Annotated in this window: 24 protein-coding genes; 14 read left to right on the top strand and 10 right to left on the bottom strand. The window is 69.5% G+C overall.

Going from position 1 to position 26,835, the window contains the following annotated elements:
* Nucleotides 1-29: 29 nt before the first annotated feature.
* Nucleotides 30-983: an electron transfer flavoprotein subunit alpha/FixB family protein gene (locus HNR51_RS00850; RefSeq protein WP_182553706.1), complete on the top strand. Its 954-nt coding sequence runs from the start codon at nt 30-32 to the stop codon at nt 981-983.
* A 158-nt stretch (nt 984-1,141) separates the two neighbouring features.
* Nucleotides 1,142-2,023: a 3-hydroxybutyryl-CoA dehydrogenase gene (locus tag HNR51_RS00845; RefSeq protein WP_012453609.1), complete on the top strand. Its 882-nt coding sequence runs from the start codon at nt 1,142-1,144 to the stop codon at nt 2,021-2,023.
* An 80-nt stretch (nt 2,024-2,103) separates the two neighbouring features.
* Here the strand turns inward: HNR51_RS00845 and HNR51_RS00840 are convergent, their stop codons facing one another.
* From HNR51_RS00840 to upp, 3 genes are all read right to left on the bottom strand, one after another.
* Nucleotides 2,104-2,382: a hypothetical protein gene (locus HNR51_RS00840; RefSeq protein WP_012453608.1), complete on the bottom strand. Its 279-nt coding sequence runs from the start codon at nt 2,380-2,382 to the stop codon at nt 2,104-2,106.
* Between the two features lie 165 nt (nt 2,383-2,547).
* Entirely contained in the window at nt 2,548-3,558 is a 1,011-nt protein-coding gene (locus tag HNR51_RS00835) for an NAD(P)H-quinone oxidoreductase (protein WP_182553705.1), read from the bottom strand.
* A gap of 131 nt (nt 3,559-3,689) precedes the next feature.
* Nucleotides 3,690-4,340: a uracil phosphoribosyltransferase gene (gene upp / locus HNR51_RS00830; RefSeq protein WP_012453604.1), complete on the bottom strand. Its 651-nt coding sequence runs from the start codon at nt 4,338-4,340 to the stop codon at nt 3,690-3,692.
* Nucleotides 4,341-4,565: 225 nt separating this feature from the next.
* Here upp and HNR51_RS00825 point away from each other — a divergent pair, with 225 nt between their 5' ends.
* On the top strand, nt 4,566-5,417 hold the full coding sequence (locus tag HNR51_RS00825) for a hypothetical protein (protein ID WP_182553704.1): 852 nt from the start codon (nt 4,566-4,568) through the stop codon (nt 5,415-5,417).
* A gap of 118 nt (nt 5,418-5,535) precedes the next feature.
* On the opposite strand, the gene glgX is transcribed toward HNR51_RS00825, so the two are convergent.
* The gene (gene glgX / locus HNR51_RS00820; RefSeq protein WP_182553703.1) at nt 5,536-7,629 is read right to left on the bottom strand and encodes a glycogen debranching protein GlgX; all 2,094 of its coding nucleotides are present in this window, start codon (nt 7,627-7,629) and stop codon (nt 5,536-5,538) included.
* A 76-nt stretch (nt 7,630-7,705) separates the two neighbouring features.
* Entirely contained in the window at nt 7,706-9,127 is a 1,422-nt protein-coding gene (locus HNR51_RS00815) for an alpha,alpha-trehalose-phosphate synthase (UDP-forming) (protein WP_012453601.1), read from the bottom strand.
* A 543-nt stretch (nt 9,128-9,670) separates the two neighbouring features.
* On the opposite strand from HNR51_RS00815, the gene HNR51_RS00810 reads away from it, so the two are divergent.
* From HNR51_RS00810 to HNR51_RS00795, 4 genes are all read left to right on the top strand, one after another.
* Nucleotides 9,671-10,162: a hypothetical protein gene (locus HNR51_RS00810; RefSeq protein ID WP_182553702.1), complete on the top strand. Its 492-nt coding sequence runs from the start codon at nt 9,671-9,673 to the stop codon at nt 10,160-10,162.
* 11 nt (nt 10,163-10,173) lie between these two features.
* Entirely contained in the window at nt 10,174-10,590 is a 417-nt protein-coding gene (locus tag HNR51_RS00805; protein ID WP_012453599.1) for a phage holin family protein, read from the top strand.
* Nucleotides 10,587-10,970, top strand: a complete 384-nt coding sequence (locus HNR51_RS00800; RefSeq protein WP_141951069.1) for a DUF3618 domain-containing protein — start codon at nt 10,587-10,589, stop codon at nt 10,968-10,970. Before HNR51_RS00805 ends, HNR51_RS00800 begins: the two co-directional genes overlap by 4 nt.
* Before the next feature lie 63 nt (nt 10,971-11,033).
* Nucleotides 11,034-11,837, top strand: coding sequence for a hypothetical protein (locus HNR51_RS00795; RefSeq protein WP_182553701.1), 804 nt, complete (start codon nt 11,034-11,036; stop codon nt 11,835-11,837).
* Nucleotides 11,838-11,922: 85 nt separating this feature from the next.
* Here HNR51_RS00795 and hisS read toward each other — a convergent pair whose 3' ends face one another.
* The 5 genes from hisS to secB form a co-directional block, all read right to left on the bottom strand.
* The gene (gene hisS, locus HNR51_RS00790; RefSeq protein WP_141951067.1) at nt 11,923-13,434 is read right to left on the bottom strand and encodes a histidine--tRNA ligase; all 1,512 of its coding nucleotides are present in this window, start codon (nt 13,432-13,434) and stop codon (nt 11,923-11,925) included.
* An 84-nt stretch (nt 13,435-13,518) separates the two neighbouring features.
* Entirely contained in the window at nt 13,519-13,890 is a 372-nt protein-coding gene (locus HNR51_RS00785) for a tRNA-binding protein (protein WP_182553700.1), read from the bottom strand.
* Between the two features lie 76 nt (nt 13,891-13,966).
* A complete protein-coding gene (locus HNR51_RS00780) occupies nt 13,967-14,482 on the bottom strand; it encodes a DUF3429 domain-containing protein (RefSeq protein WP_182553699.1) in 516 nt (171 codons plus the stop codon).
* 68 nt (nt 14,483-14,550) lie between these two features.
* Nucleotides 14,551-15,804, bottom strand: coding sequence for an MFS transporter (locus HNR51_RS00775; RefSeq protein WP_182553698.1), 1,254 nt, complete (start codon nt 15,802-15,804; stop codon nt 14,551-14,553).
* Between the two features lie 251 nt (nt 15,805-16,055).
* Entirely contained in the window at nt 16,056-16,556 is a 501-nt protein-coding gene (gene secB / locus HNR51_RS00770) for a protein-export chaperone SecB (protein ID WP_012453592.1), read from the bottom strand.
* 516 nt (nt 16,557-17,072) lie between these two features.
* Between secB and HNR51_RS00765 the strand changes: the two genes are divergently transcribed.
* From HNR51_RS00765 to fhuF, 7 genes are all read left to right on the top strand, one after another.
* Nucleotides 17,073-17,801 carry a Tim44/TimA family putative adaptor protein gene (locus HNR51_RS00765; RefSeq protein ID WP_012453591.1) on the top strand — a complete coding sequence of 243 codons (729 nt, stop codon included), beginning with the start codon at nt 17,073-17,075 and terminating at the stop codon, nt 17,799-17,801.
* Nucleotides 17,802-17,825: 24 nt separating this feature from the next.
* Complete coding sequence (mltA, locus tag HNR51_RS00760) at nt 17,826-19,088, top strand: murein transglycosylase A (RefSeq protein WP_182554003.1); 1,263 nt, start codon at nt 17,826-17,828, stop codon at nt 19,086-19,088.
* Nucleotides 19,085-19,870 (top strand): Smr/MutS family protein, encoded by a 786-nt coding sequence (locus HNR51_RS00755; RefSeq protein WP_182553697.1) that lies wholly within the window; start codon nt 19,085-19,087, stop codon nt 19,868-19,870. The genes mltA and HNR51_RS00755 overlap by 4 nt, the downstream gene beginning before the upstream one ends.
* Nucleotides 19,871-20,157: 287 nt before the next feature.
* On the top strand, nt 20,158-21,501 hold the full coding sequence (rho, locus tag HNR51_RS00750) for a transcription termination factor Rho (RefSeq protein WP_012453588.1): 1,344 nt from the start codon (nt 20,158-20,160) through the stop codon (nt 21,499-21,501).
* A 252-nt stretch (nt 21,502-21,753) separates the two neighbouring features.
* Nucleotides 21,754-23,487: a ubiquinone-dependent pyruvate dehydrogenase gene (gene poxB / locus HNR51_RS00745; protein ID WP_182553696.1), complete on the top strand. Its 1,734-nt coding sequence runs from the start codon at nt 21,754-21,756 to the stop codon at nt 23,485-23,487.
* 334 nt (nt 23,488-23,821) lie between these two features.
* On the top strand, nt 23,822-26,044 hold the full coding sequence (locus HNR51_RS00740) for a TonB-dependent siderophore receptor (protein WP_239681648.1): 2,223 nt from the start codon (nt 23,822-23,824) through the stop codon (nt 26,042-26,044).
* Nucleotides 26,045-26,243: 199 nt separating this feature from the next.
* Nucleotides 26,244-26,795 (top strand): siderophore-iron reductase FhuF, encoded by a 552-nt coding sequence (fhuF, locus tag HNR51_RS00735; RefSeq protein ID WP_182553694.1) that lies wholly within the window; start codon nt 26,244-26,246, stop codon nt 26,793-26,795.
* The last annotated feature ends 40 nt before the right edge of the window (nt 26,796-26,835 follow it).

Genomic DNA, 26,835 nt, shown 5'->3' with positions numbered 1-26,835 from the left:
CCCTCCCCTCTTTCTGAGAAGTTTCGCCGATGACCACGCTCCTCTACGTCGAGCACGCCAACGGACAGATCAAGGACGGCACGCTGAAGGCGCTGACCGCGGCCAAGGAACTGGGAGCGCCCATCCACGCCCTGGTGCTTGGCTCCGGCTCGAAGGCGGCAGCCGAGGCTGCGGCTAAGCTCGACGGCGTCGAGAAGGTGCTGAATGCCGAGGACGGCACCTACGACCACGACCTCGCCGAGCCGAGTGCCGCGCTGATCGCCGCGATCGCCGAGCCCTACGAGGCGATCGTCGCCGCCGCCACGACGACGGGCAAGAACACCCTGCCGCGCGTGGCCGCCCTCCTCGACGTCGCGCAGATCTCCGACATCATCAAGGTGGTCGCGCCCGGCACCTTCGAGCGGCCGATCTACGCCGGCAACGCGATCCAGACGGTGCAGGCGGGCGCGGGCAAGCGCGTCATCACCGTGCGCACCGCGGCCTTCAAGCCGGCGGAAGAGGGCGGCGCGGCCGCTCCGGTCGAGTCCCTCTCGGCGGCGGCACCCGACGCGCTCGGCGCCGCCTACAAGTCGGAAGAGATCGCCAAGTCCGACCGGCCGGAGCTGGCCTCCGCCAAGTTCATCGTCTCCGGCGGCCGTTCGCTCGGCTCGGCGGAGAAGTTCAAGGAGCTGATCGAGCCGCTGGCCGACGCCCTCGGCGCCGCGGTCGGCGCCTCCCGCGCGGCGGTGGATGCGGGCTACGCCCCCAACGACTGGCAGGTCGGCCAGACCGGCAAGGTGGTGGCGCCCGACCTCTACGTCGCCGTCGGCATCTCCGGCGCGATCCAGCACCTGGCCGGCATGAAGGACTCGAAGATCATCGTCGCCGTGAACAAGGACGAGGACGCGCCGATCTTCCAGGTGGCGGATTACGGGCTGGTCGGCGACCTGTTCCAGGTCGTTCCGGACTTGCAGGCCGAGATCGCCAAGGCCAAGGATCGGTAAGCGGGATCGGTAAGCGGTTCGGTCACGCGCCTCGCGGCACCGTCGAACCGGCTCAGGTGCCTGCGGCTTGAGACCGGTTTGACGCATTTGTTGCAGTGCCGCATTCTAGGGGTGCGGTCGAGAGGACGATGCCGCAGCAGGTAGGACGCGAGACGGGTATGGGCATCGAGATCAAGACGGTCGGCATCGTCGGTGCCGGCCAGATGGGGAACGGCATCGCGCATGTCTGCGCGGCGTCGGGCCTCGACGTCCGGCTGAACGACCGCGATCCCGACCGGATCGAGGCTGGTCTCGCGCTGATCGATGCAAACCTCACGCGGCAGGTCCAGAAGGGCTCGCTCAGCGACGAGCAGCGCCGCAGCGCCCTGGCGCGCATCGCCGCCGCGCGCAGCTACGACGACCTCGCGCCCTGCGACCTCGTCATCGAGGCCGCGACCGAGGACGAGGCGACCAAGCGCAAGATCTTCCAGGCGCTCTGCCCCTCGCTCAAGCCCGACGCGTTGGTCGCGACCAACACCTCCTCGATCTCGATCACCCGGCTCGCGGCTTCGACCGATCGGCCGGACCGCTTCATCGGCATCCACTTCATGAACCCGGTGCCGGTGATGCAGCTCGTCGAGCTGATCCGCGGCATCGCCACCGAGGATCCGACCTACGAATCGGCCAAGGCCTTCATCGCCCGGCTCGGCAAGACCTCGACCATGTCGGAGGATTTCCCGGCCTTCATCGTCAACCGCATCCTGCTGCCGATGATCAACGAGGCGATCTACACCCTCTACGAGGGCGTGGGCTCGGTCGAGTCGATCGACACCGCGATGCGGCTCGGCGCCAACCACCCGATGGGGCCGCTCCAGCTCGCCGACTTCATCGGCCTCGATACCTGCCTGTCGGTGATGCAGGTTCTCTACGAGGGGCTGGCCGATTCGAAGTACCGCCCCTGCCCGCTGCTGGTGAAGTACGTCGAGGCCGGCTGGCTCGGCCGCAAGACCAAGCGCGGCTTCTACGATTATCGCGGCGAGACGCCGATCCCCACGCGCTGAACACGGGCCTCCGGCCTCAAAAGAAAAGCCGCCCGAGACACAGTCTCGGGCGGCTTTTTCGTGGGTCCGGGCGCCGGACCTTACTGGGCCGACTTCTGCGCCGGCTGCGGATAGGCCGGGTTCTCGGCCGGCACGTTGCCGCTGTTGGAGGACGGGGCCTTGTTGACGGAACCCGTCGTCATCTCGCGGGCGGATTCCTGGCTCTTGCCGGCGTAGTCGGAGGTGGTCTCCGCCCGGTTCCAGCTCAGGAGGCCGACCGTGGCGACCGCCAGCAGCACGAGGCTCGCCACCAGCACGTAGAGGACCGGCTTGCCCTTCGCGCCCTGGCGGGCATCGGTTTGGTTCTCGATCTGGGCCATGAAATTCCCTCTCTTCCGCCCGGCGAAAGGGGCGGCGTCAGCATCGGTTATGCTTGGCCAACGCCGGTCCGGCTTCGAGGGTTCCTGAGGCAAGCTGCGCCTTGAGCGCCGCATCCCGAATGTCGTCTCCGGCTTTCGAGACAGACAGGGTGCAGCAACGGAAGGCTAGCGGCCGGTCGTGAGCAGGATCTTGCCCGAATGGCTGCTCGTCTCCATCAGCTCATGGGCCTTGCGCGCCTCCTCCAGGGGGAAGGTGGCGTGGACGATCGGCCGGATCTTGCCTGCTTCGACCAGCGGCCAGACATCCCGCTTCAGCCCCTCGGCGATGGCGGCCTTGGCCTCCTTGGCCTGAGCCCGCAGGGTCGCGCCGGTGAGGGTCAGGCGCTTGAGCATGATCGGGGTCAGCGTCAGGTTCTCGGCCTTGTAGCCCTGCATGAAGGCGATCTGGACGAGGCGCCCTTCCACCGCCAGCGAGGCGATGTTCTTCTGCAGATAGGCCGCACCCACCATGTCCAGGATCACGTCGACGCCGCGGCCGTCGGTGAGGCGCTTCACCTCCTCGGCGAAATCCGACTCGCGGTAGTTGATCGCGGCATCCGCTCCCAGTTCCTCGCAGAAGCGGCACTTCTCGGCGGAGCCGGCGGTGGTGAGAACGCGGGCGCCGTGCTGCTTGGCGATCTGGATCGCGGTGGTGCCGATCCCGCTCGATCCGCCATGGACGAGGAAGGTCTCACCCTTCTTCAGCCGCCCGCGCTGGATCACCGTGGAATAGACGGTGAAGGTGGTCTCGGGCAGCCCCGCCGCCTCGACCAGGGAGAGCGGCTCCGGCCGCTTGAGCACCTGCCCGGCCTCGGCGACGGCGAACTCGGCATAGCCGCCGCTGATGACCAGCGCGCAGACCTCGTCTCCTTCGGAAAATCCCGTCACGCCCTCACCCAGCGCGGCGATGCGGCCGGCGATCTCCAGGCCGGGGATTTCGGTCGCGCCCTTCGGCGGCGGGTAGCTGCCCTGGCGCTGCATGATGTCGGGCCGGTTGACGCCTGCCGCGACCACCTCGACCAGCACCTGCCCGGCCGCGGGCTTGGGCAGCGGCACGGTCTCGACCGCGATGACCTCAGGCCCGCCCGCGCCGGTGAAGCGGATCTGGCGCATGGTCTCGGGCAGGTTCGTGGGCATGGGGCCTCCTCGGGGCTCACGCGGCGGGTTCATCGCTCGCGATGCGGGTCACATGGCGCACGGGACGGGGCGCGTCGAGCCGTGAATGATCTTCGGCATGACGAAGCGCGAACCTATCGATCCAGAGAGAATCAGCGCGTGCCGTACATCCGGTCCCCCGCATCGCCGAGGCCCGGCACGATGTAGCCGTGATCGTTGAGGTGGCTGTCGATCGCCGCGGTCCAGACCGGGACGTCGGGATGCGCCTCTTGGAAGCGGGCGATGCCTTCCGGCGCGGCGAGCAGGCAGACGAAGCGGAGATCCTTCGCGCCCCGGCTCTTGAGCCGCTCCACCGCCGCCACCGCGGAATTGGCGGTGGCGAGCATGGGGTCGAGCACCAGCACCGTGCGGTCGGCCAGATCCGACGGGCTCTTGAAATAGTATTCCACCGCCTGAAGCGTGTCGGGGTCGCGGTAGAGCCCGATATGGGCGACGCGGGCCGAGGGCATCAGCGAGAGCATGCCGTCGAGGAAGCCGACGCCGGCCCGCAGGATCGGGGCGAGCACCAGCTTCTTGCCGGCGATCCGGCGCCCCTCCATGGGCTGGAGCGGCGTCTGGATGGTGACGGGTTCGAGCGGCAGGTCGCGGGTCACCTCGTAGGCGAGCAGCATGCCGATCTCGTTGAGGAGTTCGCGGAACCCCTTGGTCGAGCGCTCGCCGTCGCGCATCATCGTCAGCTTGTGCTGGACGAGGGGGTGATCCACCACCGTCACCCGCGCCGCGCCGCCGCTCTCCACCTGCATCGATACTATCCCTTTGCCTGTCTTGATCCGGGCCGCACGATGCCACGGAGGGCCGAGGAAGCCGAGGTCATCGGTTGATTTTCCGCCCCGTTGCCTGTCGCGACGATGCGCCTCGGTCCGACCTGCATCTCACACGCCAAATCGACAACTTTTAACTGCATAAGTTGCAGCTTAGCTTGCGTCCCGGATTGCAAGAGCAGAAGCTCCTGGGCGAGGAAGTCCGATATGGCGGGTCAGCCGGGCGCGGTTCTCTATGGTCGCGCCATGCCGGCCCAAAATGCGAGGCAATGGGATCACACCTATGTCGCCAGTTCCTGCGGGCTCAGATGGGGCTGCTTCGGTCGCCATCAGGGAGGCCGCGAAATCTGCAGCGGGCAAGGAGACTCATCGATTGCAGACTGCCTTTCGAGACCGGATTCGACGACGGGCCTCATCTATGGAGTAACGGGTGTCTGCCACCAGGCGGCGAACTGGATCCTCGGTCCGGCCAACGTCTTGGTAACCAAAGCACGCGGTTACGCTTTGTCAGTTTTTACCTACGGCACTTATGGAAAGAACAGGCAGCATCCGTCGTTCAGTTCTTGCTATGGTTCCAACGGCGGCACCGACCGGCCGCTGGATGCAGGCAGAACGGCCGGCACGTATCTGGAATTCCGGATCGGCGCCCATGGCTTGAAAGCCGATCCGGCAGCATCGGAGACGGACACAATGTTGGACGTTTACCATCCGGCGCGAGTTGCCGAACTTCGCGCGCTGATCGAGGCGGCGCCTGGCGTCAGGGTCAGCCAGAAGACCTTCGAGGATCTCCTCGCAATCAGAAGCCGGCTATGGGAGGAGCAGTCGCACCTCGCCGCCCTTCTCGATCAGCACCAGATCGACGAAGACGACTTCCTAGCAGAGATGAATCGAACCCAGCACGCGGCAATGATGGAGTGTCGTTCGCTTCTCGGGAACGATTTCATCCGCGTCTTCGGGGAAGCCGGGTTGGAACCCGAACACGTCATCGATCGCGACATCTTCCTCGAACAGCATAATAGTCAAGATCCGTATCAGGCACCGTCTCCCGGCGGGCCATAGGGCGACGATGGAACGCCGGTCGCGTGCCGCGCTCCGGCTGATGCCTTGCGCCGATGCCGTAAGATAGGCGGAGCCGCGGTGCGCGGCACATTTCCCGGACGGATCGTTGAGAAGCCCCTCAATCGAGGATGGGGGGCGACTTCAGCACCAGCACCGCCCGCTCCGGCAGATCGACGATGCCGCCGGCCCGGACCGGAGCGCGGGTCCCGTCGGGCACCGCGCCGGTGTCGAGGGTGGTGTCGAAGACCGGGCGCCAGGGGCCGCCGAGATCGGGCGGCAGGGCGAAGGGGCAAGGTTCGGGCGCTGCGTTCATAAGGATGAGGACGCGCTCCGAGCCCTCGATGTCGTTGCTCATCTGCATGCCGAAGGCACGGCGCTCGCCGTCGCCCCAGGCGGCCTCGTCCATCTCGGTGCCGTCGGGGGAGAGCCAGTGCACGTCCTTCAGCTCGGTTTCGCCGACGCGGCTGCCGACGAGGAAGTGCCGCCGCCGCAGGGAGCGGCAGACCCGGCGCAGGGCGGCAAGGTTCGCGACGAACTCGGTCAGCTTCGGATCGGGATCGCTCTCCCAATCCATCCAGCTCAGGGCGTTGTCCTGGCAATAGGCGTTGTTGTTGCCCCCTTGCGAACGCGAGCGCTCGTCGCCCATCAGCAGCATCGGCACGCCCTGGGCGAAGAACACGCAGGCCAGCATGTTGCGCTTCTGGCGGGCGCGAAGGCTGAGGATGCGAGGATCATCGGTCGGGCCCTCGATGCCGTAATTGGCCGAGAGGTTATGGCCATGGCCGTCGCGGTTCTCCTCGCCGTTGGCCTCGTTGTGCTTCTCCGCGTAGGCGACGACGTCGGCCAGGGTGAAGCCGTCGTGCGAGGCGACGAAGTTGATGCTGGCGAGCGGCGAGCGGCCCGACGGCAGGAAGATCTCGCGGGAGCCCGAGATGCCCTGCGTGAGCTTGGCGAGCGTGCCGGCATCGCCGCGCCAGAAGCCGCGCAGGTTGTCGCGGAACTGGTCGTTCCATTCGCTCCAGCCGTAGGGGTAGGCGCCGAGCTGGTAGCCGCCCATGCCGATATCCCAGGGCTCGGCGATGAGCTTGACCCGCGACAGGACGGGATCCTGCTGCACCGCCTGGAAGAAAGCGGCCTGGGGGGAGAAGTCGCTTGGGGCGCGGCCGAGGCTTGTAGCGAGATCGAAGCGGAAGCCCGCGACACCATAGGCAATCACCCAATGGCGCAAGGAGTCGAGCACCATCCGCATCACCCGCGGATGGGCGACGTTCAGGGTGTTGCCGCAGCCGGTACAATCGATGTTGCGGCGCGGGTTTTCCGGGTCGAGCTTGTAGTAGCTCGCATTGTCGATGCCGCGGAAGGACAGCGTCGGCCCGAGATGGTCGCCCTCGGCCGTGTGATTGTAGACGACGTCGATCAGGGTCTCGATGCCGGCCGAGGCGAGTTCGCGGATGGCGAAGCGCAGTCCGCTCGCCCCGCCCTCGCCGAGATAGCGCGGCTCCGGCGCGAAGTAGTTGTAGGGCTGGTAGCCCCAGAAATTGACGAGCCCCTTGTCGACGAGGAAGCGGTCGTCGGCAAAGGCCTGGATCGGCAGGAGTTCGAGGGCGGTGACGCCGAGCTTCAACAGGTGCTCGATGATCGCCGGGTGGGCGAGTCCGAGAGCGGTGCCGCGCTCAGCCTCCGAGAGCGCCGGATGCGTCATGGTCAGCGCCTTGACGTGGGCCTCGTAGATCACCGTCTCGTGGAGCGGGCGGGGCGCCGGCAGGGGAAAAGCATCCGGCGTCTCGGGGCGGGTGACCACGCCGCGGGGCAGGAAGGGGGCGCTGTCGCGCCGGTCGATCTGATCCTCGCGGGCACTGCCGCGACGGTGGCTGTAGAGCGCGTCGTGCCAGCGGATGCGGCCGGCGATCTCGCGGGCATAGGGGTCGAGGACGAGCTTGGCCGGGTTGAAGCGATGGCCGGCGGCCGGATCCCAGGGGCCGAACACCCGGAAGCCGTAGAGCTGACCCGGCAGCAGGCCGTGCAGGTAGCCGTGGAAGACGTCGTCGGTCCGGCAGGGCAGACGGATCGTGCGCGATTCGTGCCGCGCGCCGGGCTCGAACAGGCAGAGATCGACCCGGGTCGCGTTCTGCGAGAAGAGGGCGAAGTTGACGCCGCGGCCGTCGAAATGCGCGCCGAGCGGCGTCGGCAGGCCCTCCTCGATGACGATCATTCCGGTCCTTCGTGAAGCGTGGCCTTGAAAACGAGGCCACGCTTCGACTTAGGCCGATTCGTCGCCCGGGCGAAGACTACTCCGCCGCCGCTGCCGTGGTCGGCGGCTCGCGCTCGACGGTGCGGAAGGTCTCCAGCTCCGCCATGAAGTTGCGCGCCCACCAGTCGACGTCCTCGCGCAGCATGCGCTCGGCCATCGGCTTCCAGCGCTCCAAGCGCTCGCCGCGGGGCATGTAGAGCGCCTGCCGGATCGCCTCGGCGACCTCGAAGCGATCGTAGGGGTTGACGAGCAGCGCTTCGGGGAGCTGCCGGGCGGCGCCGGCGAACTTCGACAGCACGAGGACGCCGGGATCCTCCTCGCTCTGGGCAACGATATATTCCTTGGCCACCAGATTCATGCCGTCGCGCATCGGCGTGACGAGGCCGACGCGGGCCGCGCGGTAGAGGCCGGCGAGCACGGGCCGCGGATAGGCCTTGGTGACATACTGGATCGGCGTCCAGGCCGGCTCGCCGAGCATGCCGTTGATGTCGCCGACCTTCTCGTTCACCTCGCGGGAGAGCTGCTCGTATTCCGGCACCTCGCTGCGGGATTTCGGGGTGATCTGGATGTAGACGACGTTGCCGCGCTGGTCCGGGTTCGAGGCGAAGAAGCGGTCCACCGCCTCCATCCGCTCCGGCACGCCCTTCGAGTAGTCGAGCCGGTCGACGCCGATCAGCAACTTTCGGGTGCGCAGGCCCGCCATGGTCTCGCGGACCACCTTGTTGGAGCCGGCCTTGTCGGCGGCGTCCTTGAAGCTGGCGACATCGATGCCGATGGGGAAAGCGCGGATCCGGGTGCGGCGCCCGTCCACCATCATCGAGCCGCCGCCGAGGGGGATCGCCCGCATCGTGTCGATGAAGTTGCGCGAGAGGTTCTGGACGTCGGAATCGGTCTGCAGGCCGATCAGGTCGTAATCGGCCATGGCGCGCAGCAGCTCGCCGCTGGCGGGCAGGGTGTTGAACACGTCGGCGGCCGGCCACGGAATGTGGTGGAAGTAGCCGATCGGGTTGGCGATGCCCTGGCCGCGCAGCTCGCTCGCCAGCGGCAGCAGATGGTAGTCGTGCACCCAGATCAGGTCGTCGGGCTCGACCAGCTTGGCGAGCGCTTGGGCAAAGGTCTGGTTGACGCGCTGGTAGCCGGCATAATCGGAGCGGGAGAAGGTCCCCAGCCCGATCCGGTAATGCATGATCGGCCACAGCGCCCGGTTGGCGAAGCCGGCATAGTATTCGCGGTGGTCCTGCGGCGAGAGGTCGAGAACCGCGTACTGGATCGGCCCGCGGTCGATCAGCTCGGGCTCGGGGCTCGGGTTGTCGCGGATATTGCCGCTCCAGCCGAACCACAGCCCTTCGTAGGCGGAGAAGGCTTCCTTGACCGCGACGGCGAGTCCCCCTGCGGAGACCGCATCCTTGCCCTCTGCGGGCACGGCGACACGGTTGGAGACAATGATCAGACGTGCCACGAACCCGGCTCCGGTCCTCGCTGGGGCCGGCACGCAGGGCGCGCCGGCCTAAGGGTCTTGCGTCTGGGGGAAAACGCGCGGAAGCGGAGCGCGATCCGTCGGGCGGCAGCCAAGCGCATCAACCCCTGCGGGTCAAGCAGGCGGCCCGACGATGTCACCGCTGTCCCACCCCGCATCCGTCCGCCCGGCCCCCGTGCCTTCCCGCGTTCCCCGCAGTGCAGCAGAGCCGCCGCCACCATGCAAGGCCCAAGCTGAACGGGCGCTGACATCCGTCTCTGAGCGGACATCCGGTCGGAGCGCGCGATCGCCGGGGGCATCACCACGGGAGCAACATGGGCGCGTCGGGGCCTCCTCGCACGTTCTTCGCATTTTCTTCTTGCGTTCGAACCCCCTCCAGCCGGCAGCCGCCATTCGGAAGGCTTTCGAGAAACGGAACCCCGCGAGGCAGCCAATGGTTCTCCGGCCGAGTTCATCACGCGATCGAAGCGCATCCGCACCGATCCAGTGGTCTTGACCCCAACGACCTTGCCCGGAGACACGCCCATGACCTCGTCCGCGTCCCCAGATCCCATCGGTGGCGCCAAGCCGGCCGAGACCAAGGCCGACCTGGAGGATCTGCGCCACGACGTGGAGGACACCGCGAGCCTCGCGGCCGAGCGCAGCAAGGGACTCGCCGCGGCGGCGCGCCAGCAGGCCCTCTCCTACGTCGACGACCGCAAGGGCGAAGCCGCCCGCTCCGTCTCGGACCTCGCCAAGTCCCTGCGCGATTCCGGCAAGACCTTCGACGACCGCCCGAACATCCGCGCCTTCTTCGACAGCGCGGCGGAGGGGCTCGACGATCTCGCCGGCTCGATCGAGCGGCGCAGCCTCGACGACTTCTACCGCGAGGCGGAGGCCTATGCCCGCCGTTCCCCGGTGACGGTGGCGGTCGGCGCCTTCGCCGCCGGCTTCCTGCTGTCGCGCTTCGTCAAGGCGTCGGGCAACACGGAGACGGGCCTGTCCCACGGCCTCCGTCACGACCGCTACCGGGCCTGAGGGGACGGACCATGGCAAGCCCCAATCCCCCCCCTCCTCCGCCGCCCTCCTCCTCGATCCAGACCCTCGTCGCCGACGCCCTGCGCGAGGCCAGCGAGCTTGCCAGCAAGGAGATCGCCCTCTTCCGCACCGAGATGACGAACAACGTCCGCTCGTTGTTCATCGGTCTCGCGATGATGGTGCTGGCCGCGGTGTTCGCGGTCACGGCGATGCTGGTGCTGATCGGCGCGCTGGTGAAGTTCGTGGCGACGCTGGTCGGCTCCGAATGGCTTGCGGCGCTTCTCGTCGGCGGCGGCATGCTGCTCGTCGCGGTGGTGCTCGGCGTCATTGGTGCCCGGGCGATGTCGCTGTCCAACCTCGCTCCGACCCGGACCTCGCGGCAGGTCCGGCAGGATGCCCGCGCGCTGACAGAAAGGGTTTCGGGATGAGCGAATCGATCTCGGACCTGGAAAAGGACATCGAGCAGAGCCGCGCCCGGCTCGACGAGACCATCGACCGGATCCAGGGGCGCCTGAACGCGTCGAGCCTCGTCGACGAGATGCTCGGCTCGGCCCGGCAGACGCCCTATAGCGGCTTCTACGACGACGCCCTGCTGGCGGTGCGGCGCAACCCCCTGCCGGTCCTGCTGATCGCGGCGGGCGTCGGCCTCCTGCTCAATGGCATGCGCACCGTCCGCCGGCCCACCTCCCGTGCCGTGGTGCCGGTGGAGGTCAAGCCCGTCACCGTGACGGGGGCCGACCGCACCTACGATCCCGACGCCCCGGGCGGGCGTCCGCCCCACGACCTGCCGCCCGAACGTCAGGTCTGACCCTCACCCGAGGCCGCGCGCGGCACCCCGCGCCGACGGCCTAGCCAGGAAACGGAGTCCATCATGAGCCAAGGTCCCAGCCATCAAGGCCCCGTCACCACACCGCCCACCGGCGCGCCCGTGGAGACCCTGCCCGAGAACATCGCCGGCCGCTCCGGCATGCCGCGCGAGAGCGGCGTCGAGCACAGTCTGCACGACATTTCCGACCGGGCGACCACGCAGGGCCGCGAGGCCAATGCCCGCCTGCAGGCCGGCCTGCAGGACACCACGGAGCAGGCCCGCGAGGGCGTGCGCACCCTACGCGACCAGGCCGCGGACCAGGCTTCCGACGTGCGGAACCGGGTGAGCGAAGCCGCCGATTCCGTCCGCGAGCGCGCGAGCGAAACCTACGAGGATGCCCGCTCCTGGGCCGAGGACCGCTTCGAGACCCACCGCCGGCGCGCCGCCGATCTCGCCGACCGGGGCACCCGCCGCCTCCACGAGGGCCGCACCGCCACGGAGCAGTTCGTCACCGAGAACCCGCTGCTCGTCGGCGTGGTCGGGCTGGCCGCCGGCCTGCTGCTCGGCGCGCTGCTGCCGCGCACCCGCCAGGAAGACCGGGCGCTCGGCCCTTATGCCGACGACCTGCGCGACCAGGGCATCCGCTACGCCCGCGACCTGACCCATCGCGGCCGCGCCTTCGTCGAGACGGCGCTCGATCCCGAAAACCTCGACGCGGCGGTCAAGCGCGCGCAGGCGCAGGGGGACGTGCAGGGGGACGTGCATGGAGGCCCTCAGGGCGGTCCGGCGACGGGCCAAGCAACCGGTCAAGCGGCGGCCCCTCGGCCGGGCTTCAACCCGACCGAACGGACGACGCACCGTCTCTGACGGAGGCGCCACTTCCCCTCTCCCCGCGTGGCGGGGAGAGGCGTGCCTTTGAGGCGACCGGAGAGACGCCACCCCGATCGGCGTCTCACCCGAAATGCCGGGCCAGCGTCTCGCGGACCGTCTCGACCATCCGCTCCACCGGCACCGAGACCTGAGCGGGGCGAGCGGCCTTCCACTCGGCGTTGCTGGCGATGGCTTCCGCCGCCCGGGCGCCCTCGATCAGGTCCTTGATCTGGACCTCGCCGGCCTCGCGTTCGTTCGAGCCCTGGATCACCACTACGGGCGCGCGGCGGCGGTCGGCATATTTCATCTGCGCCTTCATCCCGGCGGCACCCAGGTAGAGTTCGGCCCGGATGTTTTCGGAGCGCAGCCGCGCGACCAGCGCCTGATATTCTGCGATGTTCTCGCGATCCAAGACCAGCACGACAACGGGACCGGGCTTGGCTGCGCCCTCGACCAGCGGGCTCTTGGTCAGCCGCAGGGCCGAGAACAGCCGCGAGACGCCGATCGAGAAGCCGGTCGCCGGCACCGGCTCGCTGCGGAAGCGGCCAACGAGCCCGTCGTAGCGCCCGCCGCCCGCCACCGAGCCGAAACGTACGGTCTGGCCGTCCTCGTTGGTGACGGGGAAGGTCAGCTCCGCCTCGTAGACCGGGCCGGTATAGTATTCGAGCCCGCGCACCACGCTCGGGTCGGCCCGCACCCGGTCGTGGCCGTAGCCCGCCGCCTCGCACAGCCGCATGATCGCGTGGAGTTCGGCGATGCCCTCCCGGCCGGTCTCGGACGTGCCGACGACGGCCTGCCAGGAGCCGAAGAACTTTTCCCAGAACGCCATCCGGTCGGCGCCGTCATGCGGGCTGGCCTCGAACCCGACATAGGCCAGGATGCGCTCGATGGCGTCGTCGCCAAGGCCGGCGCCCTTGGTGAAGTCGCCGCTCTCGTCCTTGCGACCGGGGCCGAGCAGCAGGCGCACGCCGTCGGCGCCGAGGCGGTCGAGCTTGTCGATGGCGCGCAGCACGGTGAGGCGCTGGCCGGCCTTGTCGGGCCCGGCGAGGCCGATCGCCTCCATCACCCCGTCGAGCACCTTGCGGTTGTTGACCTTGACCACGTACTGGCCGGCGAGCCCGAGCCGCTCCAGCGTGTCGGCCATCAGCATGCAGGTCTCGGCGTCCGCCGCGACGGAAGCCGCCCCGACGATGTCGGCATCGAACTGCATGAATTGGCGGAAGCGGCCCGGCCCCGGCTTCTCGTTGCGGAAGACGTAGCCCGCCCGGTAGCTGCGATAGGGCTTCGGAATCGCATCGAAGTTCTCGGCCACGTGGCGGGCGAGCGGCGCCGTCAGGTCGTAGCGGAGCGAGAGCCACTGCTCGTCGTCGTCCTGGAACGAGAACACGCCCTCGTTCGGCCGGTCGAGATCGGGCAGGAACTTGCCGAGCGCCTCGGTGTACTCGACGAACGGCGTCTCCAGGGCCTCGAAGCCGTAGAGTTCGAAGGTCTGCCGGATCGTGTCCAGCATGCGCCCCTGGGCCAGGAGGTCGGCCTCGGTGCGGTCGGGGAAGCCGCGCGGCAGGCGGGGTTTGAGGGTGTCGGCCTTGGCCATGTCGTCGCCGATCGAGCGGGATGGGTCGGGAATGTGGCTTGGGCTCTATCGCAGCCGCGGGCGGGGCGGCAACCCGAGGACGCCTCAGAACAGTCGGCTGCCGTCCGGCACGGGCTTGTCGGGGGCGAACAGCACCACGGCGCCGGCCTTGTCGGCAAAGCCGACGGTCAGCACCTCCGAGAGGAATTTCCCGATCTGGCGCGGGGGGAAGTTCACCACCGCCGCAACCTGCCGGCCGATCAGGGCCGCGGGGCTGTAATGCTCGGTGATCTGCGCGCTGGAGCGCTTGGTCCCGATCACCGGCCCGAAATCGATCACGAGCTTGATCGCGGGCTTGCGCGCCTCCGGGAAGGCTTCCGCCGAGACGACGGTACCGACCCGGATATCGACGGCGAGGAAGGTGTCGAACCCGATCTTTTCGGATTCCGGAGCTGTGGGATCGTGGGTGACGTGCATGGTGATCGAGGAGCGTCTGCGGTGACGGGCTCGGCTTTATGGCGAAGGCCTCGCCCGCCGTCATGCCCCGCGTGGCTCAGGTGGCCCAGCGATAGGCCAGGAGCGCGGCGAGGCTCAGCACCGCCAGCGGGATCTGCGCCGGCCGCAGGCGCTCGAAGAACAGGGGCGCCTCGCCGCGGCGGGCGGCGATCGGATCGAGGATCGTGATCGCGGTGAAGCCGGCGATCAGCAGGCCCAGCGCGATCATCGGCCGGCCCAGCGCGAAGGCGAAGAGGGCGCCGTAGCCCAGCAGGAACAGGCTCAGCATCGTGGCGATCTGCGCGAAGGTCGCCCCGCCCTCGGTGCGGAAACTGACGCCGCGGCGCACGCCGGAGAGGAACAGCAGGATCGCGCAGCCCCAGAGCAGGGTGAGGGTGAAGACCGCCTCGGCGGCGGGCCCGCGCAAGACCCAGACCAGCACCGCCCCGGCGACGAAGGGCAGCATCGGCCCGTAGCCGAACACGACGCTGAGCCAGGGCACGGCGCGGGGCTCGTGCGCGTGGATCGTGCGGCCGGTCTCGTCATTCGGGGATCGGGCCGGGGATCGGGTCATGATGCGCGCCTCGCGGCCGGGGAGAAACGCCCGGTGAACGGCCGGCGGGCCGGCCTGTTCCGTGCCGGTCAGGCCGGCGTCTCGGCGGAGCGCGCGGCGCGGCGGCGCTCCTCGCGCCGGGTGCGGCGCCGCTGCGAGCGGCTCTCCTCCGTGGTGGCGGCGAGCCACCAGACCAGGGCGAGCGCCCCGACGCCCGCCGCGCCCAGCGCCAGGAACGATCCGCTCCAGCCGAACCAGCCCTGGGCGAGGCCGCCGTACCAGGCCGAGAGCGCCCCGCCCGCGCCCTGCACGGCGTTGACGGTGCCGAGCGCCGTCTGGGTGCGGCCCGAGCCCCAGGTGAGGTCGGCCACCACCACCGGCACCGCCACGCCGATGATGCCCGAGGCCACGCCGTCGAGGATTTCCGCCGTGATGAGCCAGTACGGGTCGTCGATGAAGGCCGAGAGCGCCGCCCGGATCGGTAGAACGAGGCAGGCGGCGATGAGGATCTGGCGCCGGCCGCGCCGATCGGCGAGCGAGCCGGCGGCGAGCGCCACCGGCACCATCACGAGCTGGGCCACCATGACGTAGCGGGCGGTCCAGGCGGTGGGGTTTTCGGCGGTGTGGACGAGCTTCTGCCCCAGCAGGCTCAGCATGCCGCCGTTGCCGAGCTGGAACAGGGCGAGCGCCACGGCGAGCACGAGGAGCCGCCGGTTGGTGAAGACCTGGACGTAGGAGGAGCGGGTCGGCTCCGCCTCGTCCTCCTCCTTCCAGCCCGCCGCCCGGCGCCGGCTGAAGGCGCTGGCCGGCATCGCCAGAGCCGCGGCAATGGCGGCGGCGGCCATCGCGCCCAGCACCCAGAAGGCGATCTCGGGCCCGAAATGGGCGGTGCCGAGGGTGATGAGCCCGGCCGCGATCAGGATGCCGACATGGTTGAAGGCCTGGTTGCGCCCCTGCTGGCGCGGGAACGCCTCCTTGCCGACGACGCCGAGCGTCAGCGCCGTGACCGCGAGCAGCAGCAGCGTGCCGCCGGCCGCGGCCAGGAACTGCGCCGCCAGCACCGGCACGAAGGAATGGGCCGGCATCAGCAGCAGCGTGCCGGCGAGGATTGCGGCGCAGGAGACCACGATGAGCAGGCGCGGGCGTCCGAGCCGGTCGACCAGGGCACCGAAGGGGCCGCTCAGCAGCAGCGTGCCGGCCCCGACCAGCGTGGTGACGAGCCCGACCTGCGAGGGGCTCCACTGCCGCATCTGCGCGAGCCACGTGCCGAGGAACGGCCCGAGCCCGCCCTGGATGTCGCCGATGAAGACGTTGATCAAGGCAAGATGGGTGGTGGGCGCCATGCTGTCCTTGGGGCTGAGCCTTGGGGCTGAGCCGGCCGGTGGGCCGGGGCGGCCCCCTAGCGCAGCCCGGTTCGGGGGGCAATGCAGAGGACGATCCGCGGAGCCGAGCGGCTCCGCCCGCCTCAACCCCGAAGGCCGCTCTCGCGTCCGCGCGACCGCGCACAGCCCGTGACGAAAAAGACCCCGGCACCATCGGCACCGGGGTCTTGCTCGGAGACTCAGTTCGAAAAAGAGGGACGTGAAGCGCCGCCTCAGGAGGCGAGCGGCGCGCCCTGGCCGGCGGCCTGGGCCTCCATCATCTTCTGCTGGTAGAGGCCGACGAAATCGATGGGGTCGATGTAGAGGGGCGGGAAGCCGCCGTTGCGCACCGCTTCGGCGACGATCTGGCGCGCGAAGGGGAAGAGCAGGCGCGGGCACTCGATCATCACCGCCGGGTGGATCTGCTCCTGCGGGATGTTGCGCATGCGGAAGATGCCGGCATACTTCAGCTCGAAGGCGAACAGCACCTCGTTCTGAATCTTGGCGTCGCCCTCCAGCGTCAGCTCGACCTCGAAATCGGCCTCGGCGATCTGCTGGGCGTTGACGTTGACCTGGATGTTGATCTGGGGCCCGCCCTCCTGCGGCTGCAGGGAGCGCGGCGCGTTCGGGTTCTCGAAGGAGAGATCCTTGGCGTACTGCGCCAGCGCGTTGATCGCGGGCGCGAGATCCTGGCCCTGCGCGCCGTTGCCGTTCGGTGCCGCGGTGTCGGCCATGGCGTCTCTCCTTCTTGCGTCGTCTTTGCGCGCTTGAGGTTCCGCGCAAGAGCGCCCCTCCGGCGCGGGCTGCGGCTACCATGCCCGTATCCGGCGAACAAGCCGAACCGCAGCAATCGGCGGCCCCTCGGGCGCGGCGGCGAAGACCGGTCTCTCGTCTCCGCGTCATCCCTGTCGGGACGCCGGTGGGAACGCGCGTGAATGGGACGCGGAGGCTCGTCTCATCCAATTGCCTGGAATACCTCGCAGGTGCGCCCATATCACGATAAGGTCACGCACTTCGAACAGGCGGAGACACTCAGACCCGAGCGCCTCTCAAGACACCCGTTCCCGGCTCGATCCCCGCGCCGCCCTCGGCTAAGAGCCGGTACCGCGAAGCTTCCCCGGCCGATGGCCGGAGCCGAGCGGAGCCCGCTTCCGGAGTGGGCGGGTGGGATCACGGGGTGGGCCTTCTCGTCCGGTCGGCCTTCACGGGCGCCGGACTCACGTGTGCGACGGTCACGATTCGGATCGGTGATGCAGGATTCCTTCGACGCAACCACTCTGATTTTCCTGGCGCTCGCCGTCTTCGTGATCTGGCGGCTGCGCTCGGTCCTCGGCCAGAAGACCGGCACCGAGCGCTCGCCGTTCCGGCCGGTGGAGCGCAACCGCACCGAGCCGCCGGCCGGCCGCGGCGAGGGCGACAACGTGGTGCGCCTGCCCGGCGCCGACCGCGCCCAGGCCGGCGCACAGGCGGGGACCGCCACGCAGACCGCGACCCGCGACTGGCGCGGCATCGCCGAACCGAACTCGGCCGTCGCCCGCGGCCTGGAGCAGGTGGTGCAGGTCGAGCCCGGCTTCGATCCCCGCGCCTTCCTCGAAGGGGCGAAGGGTGCCTACGAGACCATCGTCACCGCCTTCGCCAAGGGCGACCGCAAGACCCTGCGGGCGCTGCTCTCACGGGAGGTCTGCGAGGGCTTCGAGCGGGCGATCTCCGAGCGCGAGAAGCGCCGCGAGACGGCCGAGACCACCTTCATCTCCATCGACAAGGCGGAGATCGCCGCGGTCGAGGTGAAGAACCGCGCCGCGCAGATCACCGTGCGCTTCCTCTCGAACCTCATCACCGCCACCCGCGACGCGGACGGCAAGGTGATCGACGGCAATGCCGAGACCGGCGTCGAGGTGCCCGACGTGTGGACCTTCGCCCGCACGCTCGGCTCGCGCGATCCGAACTGGCAGCTCGTCGCCACCGACGCGGGCGGCTGATCGATCCGCGTCATGCCGCGCCCAATGCCGCGTCCGCGTGTTTCCCTTCCGGCCGCAGCGGTCCTCGCCGCTGCGGCCGTTTCCGTTCCCGCCGCCCTGCCCGCCGCCTCGCCGCGTGCGGCCGAGCCCCCGCGCGTGCCCGGCGCGGTGCTGGAGCCGGTCGCGCTCGCTGCCCTGCCCGGCTGGCGCGAGGATGACGGGGCCGCCGCCCTCGACGCCTTCCGCCGCACCTGCGCCGGGAGCGGCCCCAACCCGCCCCAGGCCGAGGGCGTGACCGGCTCGCCCGCCGACCTCGCGGCCGCCTGCTCCGCCGCTGCCGATGTCCGGCCGGAGGGGGCAAAAGGATTCTTCGAGGCGCGGTTTTCCGCCTACCGCATCCTGCGCCCGGCCTCCGGAACGGAGCCGGAGCGCCGGGTCGGCTTCCTCACCGGCTATTTCGAGCCGGAACTCACCGGATCGCTGGAGCCGGGCCCCGGCTACACCGCCCCGGTGCTCGCCCGGCCCGACGACCTCGTCAGCCTCGCCCCCGGCGAGACCGCGCCGGGACTCGATCCGATCTACCGCGCCGGCCGGCGCACCGAGACCGGGCTCGTGCCCTATCCCGACCGCGCGGCGATCGAGGACGGGGCGCTCGGCGAACGCACCCGGCCGCTGCTGTGGCTGCGCGATTCCGTCGATCTGTTCGTGCTGCAGGTGCAGGGCTCGGGGCGCGTGCGCCTGCCGGACGGGCGCGGCATGCGGGTGCTCTACGACGGCAAGAACGGCCAGCCCTACACGTCGATCGGCAAGCTGCTCGTCAACGAGGGCCACCTGCCGATCAACGGCCTGAGCCTGGAGCGCTGGACCTCCTGGCTGCGGGCCCATCCGGATCATGCCCGCCGTCTGATGCGGATGAACCAGTCCTACATCTTCTTCCGGACCGAGCCGGTGACCGACCCGGCCCTCGGCCCGCCCGGCGCGGCGGGCGCCCCCCTGAGCCCCGGCCGCACCATGGCGGTCGACGGCAACCTGTGGCGCTACGGCCTGCCGTTCTGGCTGGAGGGCAAGCTGCCGGGCCAGCCCGGACGCGGGCACCTCGTCGTGGCCGCCGATACCGGCTCGGCCATCGTCGGGCCGGCGCGGGGCGACCTCTATGTCGGCACCGGGGCCGCCGCCGGCCGGGCCGCGGGCGACCTGCACGACCGGATGGGCTTCGTCGTGCTGATCCCCAAGCCCGCGCCCGCTCCGGGCGAGGCCCCGAAGGACGCGTCCGCGCCGGAGGCCAAAGCCGGGGAGGCCCGGCCGTGAGGGAGCGGCCGCCGCGGCGCCCGCGCCTGCTCTCGCGTGAGGAGGCGCATCTCTGGGGTGAGATCGCCAAGCTGATCACGCCCCTGCGGGGCCGCGCCAGGCCGAGGAAGCCTCAGACGGCCCCCGCCGAGGCCGAGCGATCCGCTGCGCCGGCGCTTCCGGTCCCTGCGCCGCCGACGGCGCGTCCCGCGGCAAAGGGGGCCTCGAAGGCGATCGCGAAACCGGCCGCGAAGCCGGCCGCCAAATCCATCGCGCGCCCCCCCGCCAAACCCGCCGCCCCTCCTCCGGCCCGGCCGGGCCCGGCGATGCCGCTGCCGCGCCCGGCGACCAAGCCGCTCAAGCTCGGCGACCTCGCCCCCGAGATCGCCCGTGCGACGGCCCGCGCGACCGCCGCGCCGGTGCAGGTCGCCGCCCCGCCCCCACCGGGCGCGCCGGGGCTGGAACGGCGCGAGCGGCGCGGGCTGGAACGGGGCACGCTTTCGATCGATGCGCGCATCGACCTGCACGGCCTGTATCAGGCGGAGGCGCACGCCGCCCTGGTCGGCTTCCTGCTGCGCGCCCGCGCGGCGGGGCATGCCCGCGTCCTCGTGGTGACCGGCAAGGGCGGTGAGAGCTTCGGCGGTCAGGACCGCGGCGGCTTCGCCGAGCGCGGCGTGCTCCGGCGCAGCGTGCCGCACTGGCTGAGAGGGCCGGAACTGCGCGGCCTCGTGATCGGCTTCGAGGAAGCGGCGCGCCATCACGGCGGTGCCGGCGCCCTCTACGTGCGCCTGCGGCGGCGATAGCTCCGAGTTCGCCGAAGGGCGCAGCCCCTCCGAGCGCGGGTTCAGCGGAACCTGAGGTGGAAATCGGCGGGCGGGGTCTTGAGCCGCGGAACGAAACGCGCTACGGAACCATGCTCTCCCATTGCAGCCGTGTCGCATTCCGAGGTCTATCCGGCCCAGCGGAACCGATGCGTGGGCCGGGCCGCGCGCCCGCGACGGCTACCGACCCCGGGGCGCTTCCCCGGCGCCTGGCCCTGCTCCCGAACCGGCCGACTTCTTCCCGCCCTTCGTTGGTTGCATCTCCCCACATGACGTCACAGAACGACGCTCTCGCCCCCGTCGAAGCTCCGGCCGAAGCCGCCGTCGCGCCGGCCGACCTCGCCGCCCGGCGAGAGGTGAAGCTCCAGGACCTCAAGTCCAAATCGCCGACCGAACTCATCGCCTTCGCCGAGGAGGTCGAGGTCGAGAACGCCTCGACCATGCGCAAGCAGGAGTTGATGTTCGCGATCCTCAAGCAGCTCGCGGCCAACGAGACCGAGATCATCGGTGCCGGCACGGTCGAGGTGCTTCAGGACGGGTTCGGCTTCCTGCGCTCGAACGACTCGAACTACCTCCCGGGTCCGGACGACATCTACATTTCGCCGACCCAGATCCGCCGCTTCGGCCTGCGCACCGGCGATACGGTGGAGGGCCCGATCCGCGGCCCCAAGGACGGCGAGCGCTACTTCGCGCTGATCAAGGTCAACACGATCAACTTCGAGAACCCGGAGAAGATCAAGCACAAGGTCCACTTCGACAACCTGACGCCGCTGTTCCCGACGAAGCGGTTCAAGCTCGAACTGGACAACCCGACCAAGAAAGATTTCAGCCCCCGCATCATCGACATCGTCTCGCCGATCGGCAAGGGCCAGCGCGCGCTGATCGTCGCGCCGCCGCGTACCGGCAAGACCGTGCTGATGCAGAACATCGCGCAGTCGATCACCCTCAACCACCCCGAATGCTACCTCATCGTGCTGCTCATCGACGAGCGCCCGGAGGAGGTGACCGACATGATCCGCTCGGTGAAGGGCGAGGTCATCGCCTCGACCTTCGACGAGCCGGCCACCCGCCACGTGCAGGTCGCCGAGATGGTGATCGAGAAGGCCAAGCGGCTCGTGGAGCACGGCCGCGACGTGGTGATCCTGCTCGACTCGATCACCCGGCTGGGCCGCGCCTACAACACCGTGGTGCCGTCCTCCGGCAAGGTGCTGACCGGCGGTGTCGACGCCAACGCCCTGCAGCGGCCCAAGCGCTTCTTCGGCGCGGCCCGCAACATCGAGGAAGGCGGCTCGCTCACCATCATCGCCACCGCGCTGATCGATACCGGATCGCGCATGGACGAGGTGATCTTCGAGGAGTTCAAGGGCACCGGCAACTCCGAGATCATTCTCGACCGCAAGGTCTCCGACAAGCGCATCTTCCCGGCCATCGACATCACCCGCTCCGGTACCCGCAAGGAGGAGCTGCTGGTGCCGCCGGATTCGCTCAAGAAGACCTATGTCCTCCGCCGCATCCTCAACCCGATGGGCGTCACCGACGCGATCGAGTTCCTCATGGACAAGCTGCGCCAGACCAAGAGCAACAGCGACTTCTTCGACTCGATGAACACCTGAGGCGCGACGCCTCTCCAAAGGGCCGGCCGATCGCATCGGCCGGCCCTTCTCGTTTCAGGATCGCACTGTGCGGCGCGAAGGACCGGACACCATCCAGTTCTTGCTGATAAAGGGACAATCATGCCGGCGCGCACAGCGTTGGCATGCGAAATTATGCAGTAATCACAAAATCTTCCGGTCGCTCGAACCTTCGCTTGTGTGTGACGTTGGCCCGCCATCACCGCCCTCGGCGGTCCTGTTCGGAGATGGCGCATGGCAACCCGCAACGTATCGGATCTTGTGGTCGAGACGCTCCAACAGGCGGGCGTGCGCCGGGTCTACGGCCTCGTCGGCGACAGCCTGAACGGGATCACGGAAGCGATCCGCAGCCGCGGCGTGATCGACTGGGTGCATGTCCGCCACGAGGAGGTCGCCGCCTTCGCCGCCGCGGGTGAGGCGCAGGTGACCGGCGAACTCGCGGTCTGCGCCGGCTCCTGCGGACCGGGCAACCTCCACCTCATCAACGGCCTGTTCGACGCCCACCGCACCCGCACGCCGGTTCTGGCGATCGCCGCCCACATCCCGTCGAGCGAGATCGGCCTCAACTACTTCCAGGCGACGCGGCCCGAGGAGCTGTTCCGCGATTGCAGCCATTTCTGCGAGATGGTCTCGGACCCGGAGCAGCTGCCCAACGTCCTCGAATCCGCGATCCGCACGGCCGTGGGCAAGCGCGGCGTCGCCGTGGTGGTCATTCCCGGCACGGTCGCGCTGAAGGAGGCGCCCAAGCGCGCGCTCGCCGCCCCCGCGACCCTGCGCCCGCGCGCGCCCGTCACCGTGCCGCCGGCCGACGAACTCGACCGCCTCGCTGGTCTCCTCAACAACTCCACAAAGATTACCCTGCTGTGCGGGCGCGGCTGCGCCGGGGCGCATGCGCCGCTGATGCGGCTGGCCGAGCGGCTCAGGAGCCCGATCGTCCACGCGCTCGGCGGCAAGGAGCATGTCGAGCACGACAACCCCTACGATGTCGGCATGACCGGCCTGATCGGGTTCTCCTCGGGCTACGCGGCGATGGAAGCCTGCGAGACCCTGCTGATGCTCGGCACCGATTTTCCCTACCGCCAGTTCTACCCCGAGCACGCCAAGATCGCGCAGGTCGATCTGCGCCCGGAGAATCTGGGCAAGCGCTGCCGGCTCGAACTCGGCCTCGTCGGCGATGTCGCCGCGACGATCGAGGCGCTGCTGCCGCGGCTGACCGGCAACGACAGCGCGCGCCATCTGGAGGCCAGCCTCAAGCATTACGCCAAGGCCCGGGAAGACCTCGACGACCTCGCCACCGGCAGGCCGGGGCGCAAGCCGATCCACCCGCAATACCTCACCCGGCTCCTCAGCGCGGCGGCGCACGACGACGCGGTGTTCACGGCCGATGTCGGCACGCCGACGGTCTGGGCGGCCCGCTACCTCACCATGACCGCCGGTCGGCGCCTGATCGGCTCCTGGGCGCACGGTTCGATGGCCAACGCCCTGCCCCACGCCATCGGCATCCAGGCCGCGAGCCCCGGCCGGCAGGTCATCTCGCTCTCGGGAGACGGGGGCTTCGCCATGCTGATGGGCGACATCCTCACCCTCCGCCAGGAGAAGCTGCCGGTGAAGGTGGTCATCTTCAACAACGGCACGCTCGGCTTCGTCGAGCTGGAGATGAAGGCCGCGGGCTATCTCGAGACCGGCGTCATGCTCGAGAACCCGGATTTCGCCGCCATGTCCAACGCCATCGGCATCCATGCCCGCCGGGTGGAGGATCCGGGCGATCTCGAAGGCGCGATCCGCGACGTGCTGGCCCATCCCGGTCCCGCCCTGCTCGACGTGGTGACCAACCGCCAGGAGCTGGCGATGCCGCCGAAGCTCCAGGCCGAGCAGGTGAAGGGCTTCAGCCTCTACGCACTCCAGGCGGTGATGAACGGCCGCGGCGACGCGATCCTCGATCTGGCCAAGACCAACCTGCTGCGCTGACGCTGCGCGTCCGCCGCGCTCGGGAACCGGTCCGGGCGCGGCGGATGACATCGTCGAACCCGGGCCGCGCCGACGACCGCATGCCGTTGCCGGGCAGTCACACTTGGCGGCAACATCGGTCGCGCATTCGACGGCTCGTCATCCGCAAGCGCCTGCCGACACAGCGCAATCCACACGGCGCCTCACTTTATAATAACTACAAGTACCTGATTTTACTTTGATTTCCCTTGTCGATCCGGCTCGGGGCGACATTCATGGCTGTGGTCTGCCTCAAGGGTCCGCCATGCCCGCGTCCCGATACGCTCGTGTTACTCCCCCTCTCGCCGCCTTCCTCTTGATCGGATCGGCCCCCGCCCTGGCCCAGCAGGCGAGCGCGACGCTCGATACGATCTCGGTGGAGGCCTCCCGCGCCCGGCAGCCGGCTCCGGGGCCGGCAAGCGACGGACCGTCCGCGACCCCGGTCGCCGCGCCGTCCGGCCCGGCCGGCGCCGCCGGCGTCGGCTCGGCCACGAGCGGCGGCGGCGGCGGCCCAACGGGCGTCGTCGGCTACACCGCCCGCGGCAGCGCGGCGGCGACCAAGACCAACACGCCGATCATCGAGACGCCGGCCTCGGTCTCCGTCGTCACCCGCGAGCAGCTCAACGACCGCAACGTCCAGACGCTGAACGAGGCGATCGCCTACACGCCGGGCGTCTCCTCCAACGTGTTCGGCTTCGACCCGCGCTTCGACGCGTTCTATATCCGCGGCTTCGAGGTCACGAATGTCGGCATCTACCGCGACGGTCTGCGCCAGCCCTCCGCGCCCTTCGCGATCCCCCGCGTCGAGCCCTACGGCCTCGACGCCCTGACGATCCTGCGCGGGCCGGCGGCGGGCCTCTACGGCCTCGGCGCGCCCGGCGGCATCGTCGATGTCACCTCGAAGCGCCCGACTTCCGTGCCTTTCGGCGAGATCTGGCTGCAACGCGGCAAGTACGACCGCTATCAAGGCGCCTTCGATCTCGGCGGCCCGATCGAGCAGAGCGACGGACAGCTCTCCTACCGCCTCACCGGCCTGTTCCGGCAGAGCGACAGCTTTTTGCCGGGGGGCCGGGAGGACCGCAACGTCATCGCCCCCGCAATCACGTGGCGGCCCGATGCCGAGACCAGCCTGACGGTGCTGGCCGAGTATCTCGACAACACGGTGCCGGGCAACGCCTCGTTCTACTCGAACTTCGCCGATCCGCGCTTCCAGAAGACGAACCTGTTCTCGGGCGATCCCGCCTTCCAGGATTACACTACGCGGCAGTACCGCATCGGTTACGCCTTCGAGCACCGCTTCGGCCCGGACGTCGTGTTCCGGCAGAATTTTCGCACTTACAACGTCTTCGGCGACCTGAGATACACGCAGATCGACACGATCAGCCCCGATCTCCAGACCGCCGGCCGCTCGAACGGCCGCATCACCAACGCCCTCGACACGCTCTCGCTCGACAACCAGCTCGAGACCCGCTTCACGACGGGCCCCGTGGCGCACACCCTGATCGGGGGCATCGACTACACCAATTCCCGCTACACCGACCGGCGCGGCTTCCTCGTCGTGCCCGATCTTCAGATCGGCGGCCTGATCCGTCCGAATTACGGCGCGCAGTTCATCCCGACCCCGGCGCTCACGGGCGCCTCGCGCCAGCGCATCGAGCAGCTCGGCACCTATGTGCAGGATCAGGCGCGGATCGGATCGCTGATCCTCACCCTGACCGGGCGACACGATCAGGTCTCGCAGCTTGCCGAGAGCTACAGCGCACCCGCGGCCGCCGGTCCGACGATCGCCCACGACCGCGCCTTCTCGTACCGGGTCGGCGCCAACTACCTGCTGACCGACTTCATCGTCCCCTATGCGAGCTTCGCCACGACCTTCGCGCCGCAGCTCGGCTTCGACCGGAACGGCGCCGCCTTCCAGCCGACCACCGGCGAGCAGTTCGAGGCCGGTATCAAGACCCAGATGCCCGGCCGCAACGTCTTCCTCAACATGGCGGTGTTCGACATCACCCAGTCGAACGTGCTGAGGCCCGATCCGGTCAACCCGATCCTGTTCCAGGCCGCCATCGGCGAAGTGCGCTCGAAGGGCGCCGAGCTGGAGCTGACCGCCAATCTCGGTCCCGGCATCAACGTGCTCGCCTCCTACAGCCACGTCGACATCCGCACGACCCGCAATCCCGGTGCGCCGGAGACGGTCAGCATCCCGCTCTCGGGCATTCCCGCCAACACGGTCACGGCGTTCGCCAACTACGCCTTCCAGCCCGACACCGACCTGTTCGGCCTGAGTCTCGGCGGCGGCATCCGCTACGCCGGCACCAGCCCGGCCAACGAGGTTCCGGGCAGCTTCCGCAACTCCACCGTCACCCTGTTCGATGCGGTCGCGGCCTACGATTTCGTCAAGGCCGATCCGCGGCTGAAGGGCATGCGACTTCAGGTCAACGTGAACAACGCGTTCGACCGCCGCTATTTCAACTGCCAAGCGGGCGCCTGCTACCGCGGCCAGCCCCGGCAGTTCTTCGCGAGCCTGATCTACCGCTGGTGAGGCGGATTCCGCCCTGACCCTCATCGTCCAGACATCCCTCGACGGCGTCCTGACCGGAGCCTTCGCGCCCTTCGCCGGCCGGCTATGCCGTGATCCCGACCCTCGGGCCTGTGCGCTCTCGGAACTTGCACGCAGCGGCACGCTCGCCGAAGGGGTCGCCCGCTTCGCGGACGTCCAGTCCGGGGGCGAGCGCAAGGCGGTGGCCTCGCTGTGGAGCGCCTACCTTTTCGCCGCGCTGATCGCGCCGACGCTGGCGGCGGGCGCACGGCTCGGCGTAGGTCTCACCCCCGATGCGGTTCGTCTCGCGCCGGAGACCGGATTGCCGGTGGCGGTCCATCTCGCGCCGGAACTGGCGTTCCCCACCCCTCTTCCGGCGCAGGTCGACCGGCTTGTCGCGGAGAGCCTCGCGCCCGTCATCCAGGGCTTGCGGGCGGAGACAGGCCTCTCGAGCCGGCTGCTGTGGGAGAATGCCGGCGGCCACCTGTTCTGGACGCTCAGGACGATCGCGCGGGAGAGCCCGGAGCGGGCCGCCGAGGCGACCGAGGCGCTGCAATCCCTGCGCTGGCCGCGGGAAGCCTGCGCGGCGCTCACCCTGATGCGCGCCGACGCGCTGGCGGGCCTGGAGGCGCCGCGCCGCCGGCTCTGCTGCCTGCGGCACGGCCTGCCGGGCTTCTCGAAATGTGAGGGCATCTGCCCCCTGCTCCGGCAGAGCGGCGAGGGCCGCCTCTCCGAGGCACCCTCCTCGTCGTGACCTGCCGCAAGCGGCGGCCGTCTTCGGGGCCGCTCCGCGT

This window comes from Methylorubrum thiocyanatum (assembly GCA_014138645.1).
GTDB lineage: Bacteria > Pseudomonadota > Alphaproteobacteria > Rhizobiales > Beijerinckiaceae > Methylobacterium > Methylobacterium thiocyanatum.
This window is presented reverse-complemented; position numbering and strand designations above follow the sequence as displayed.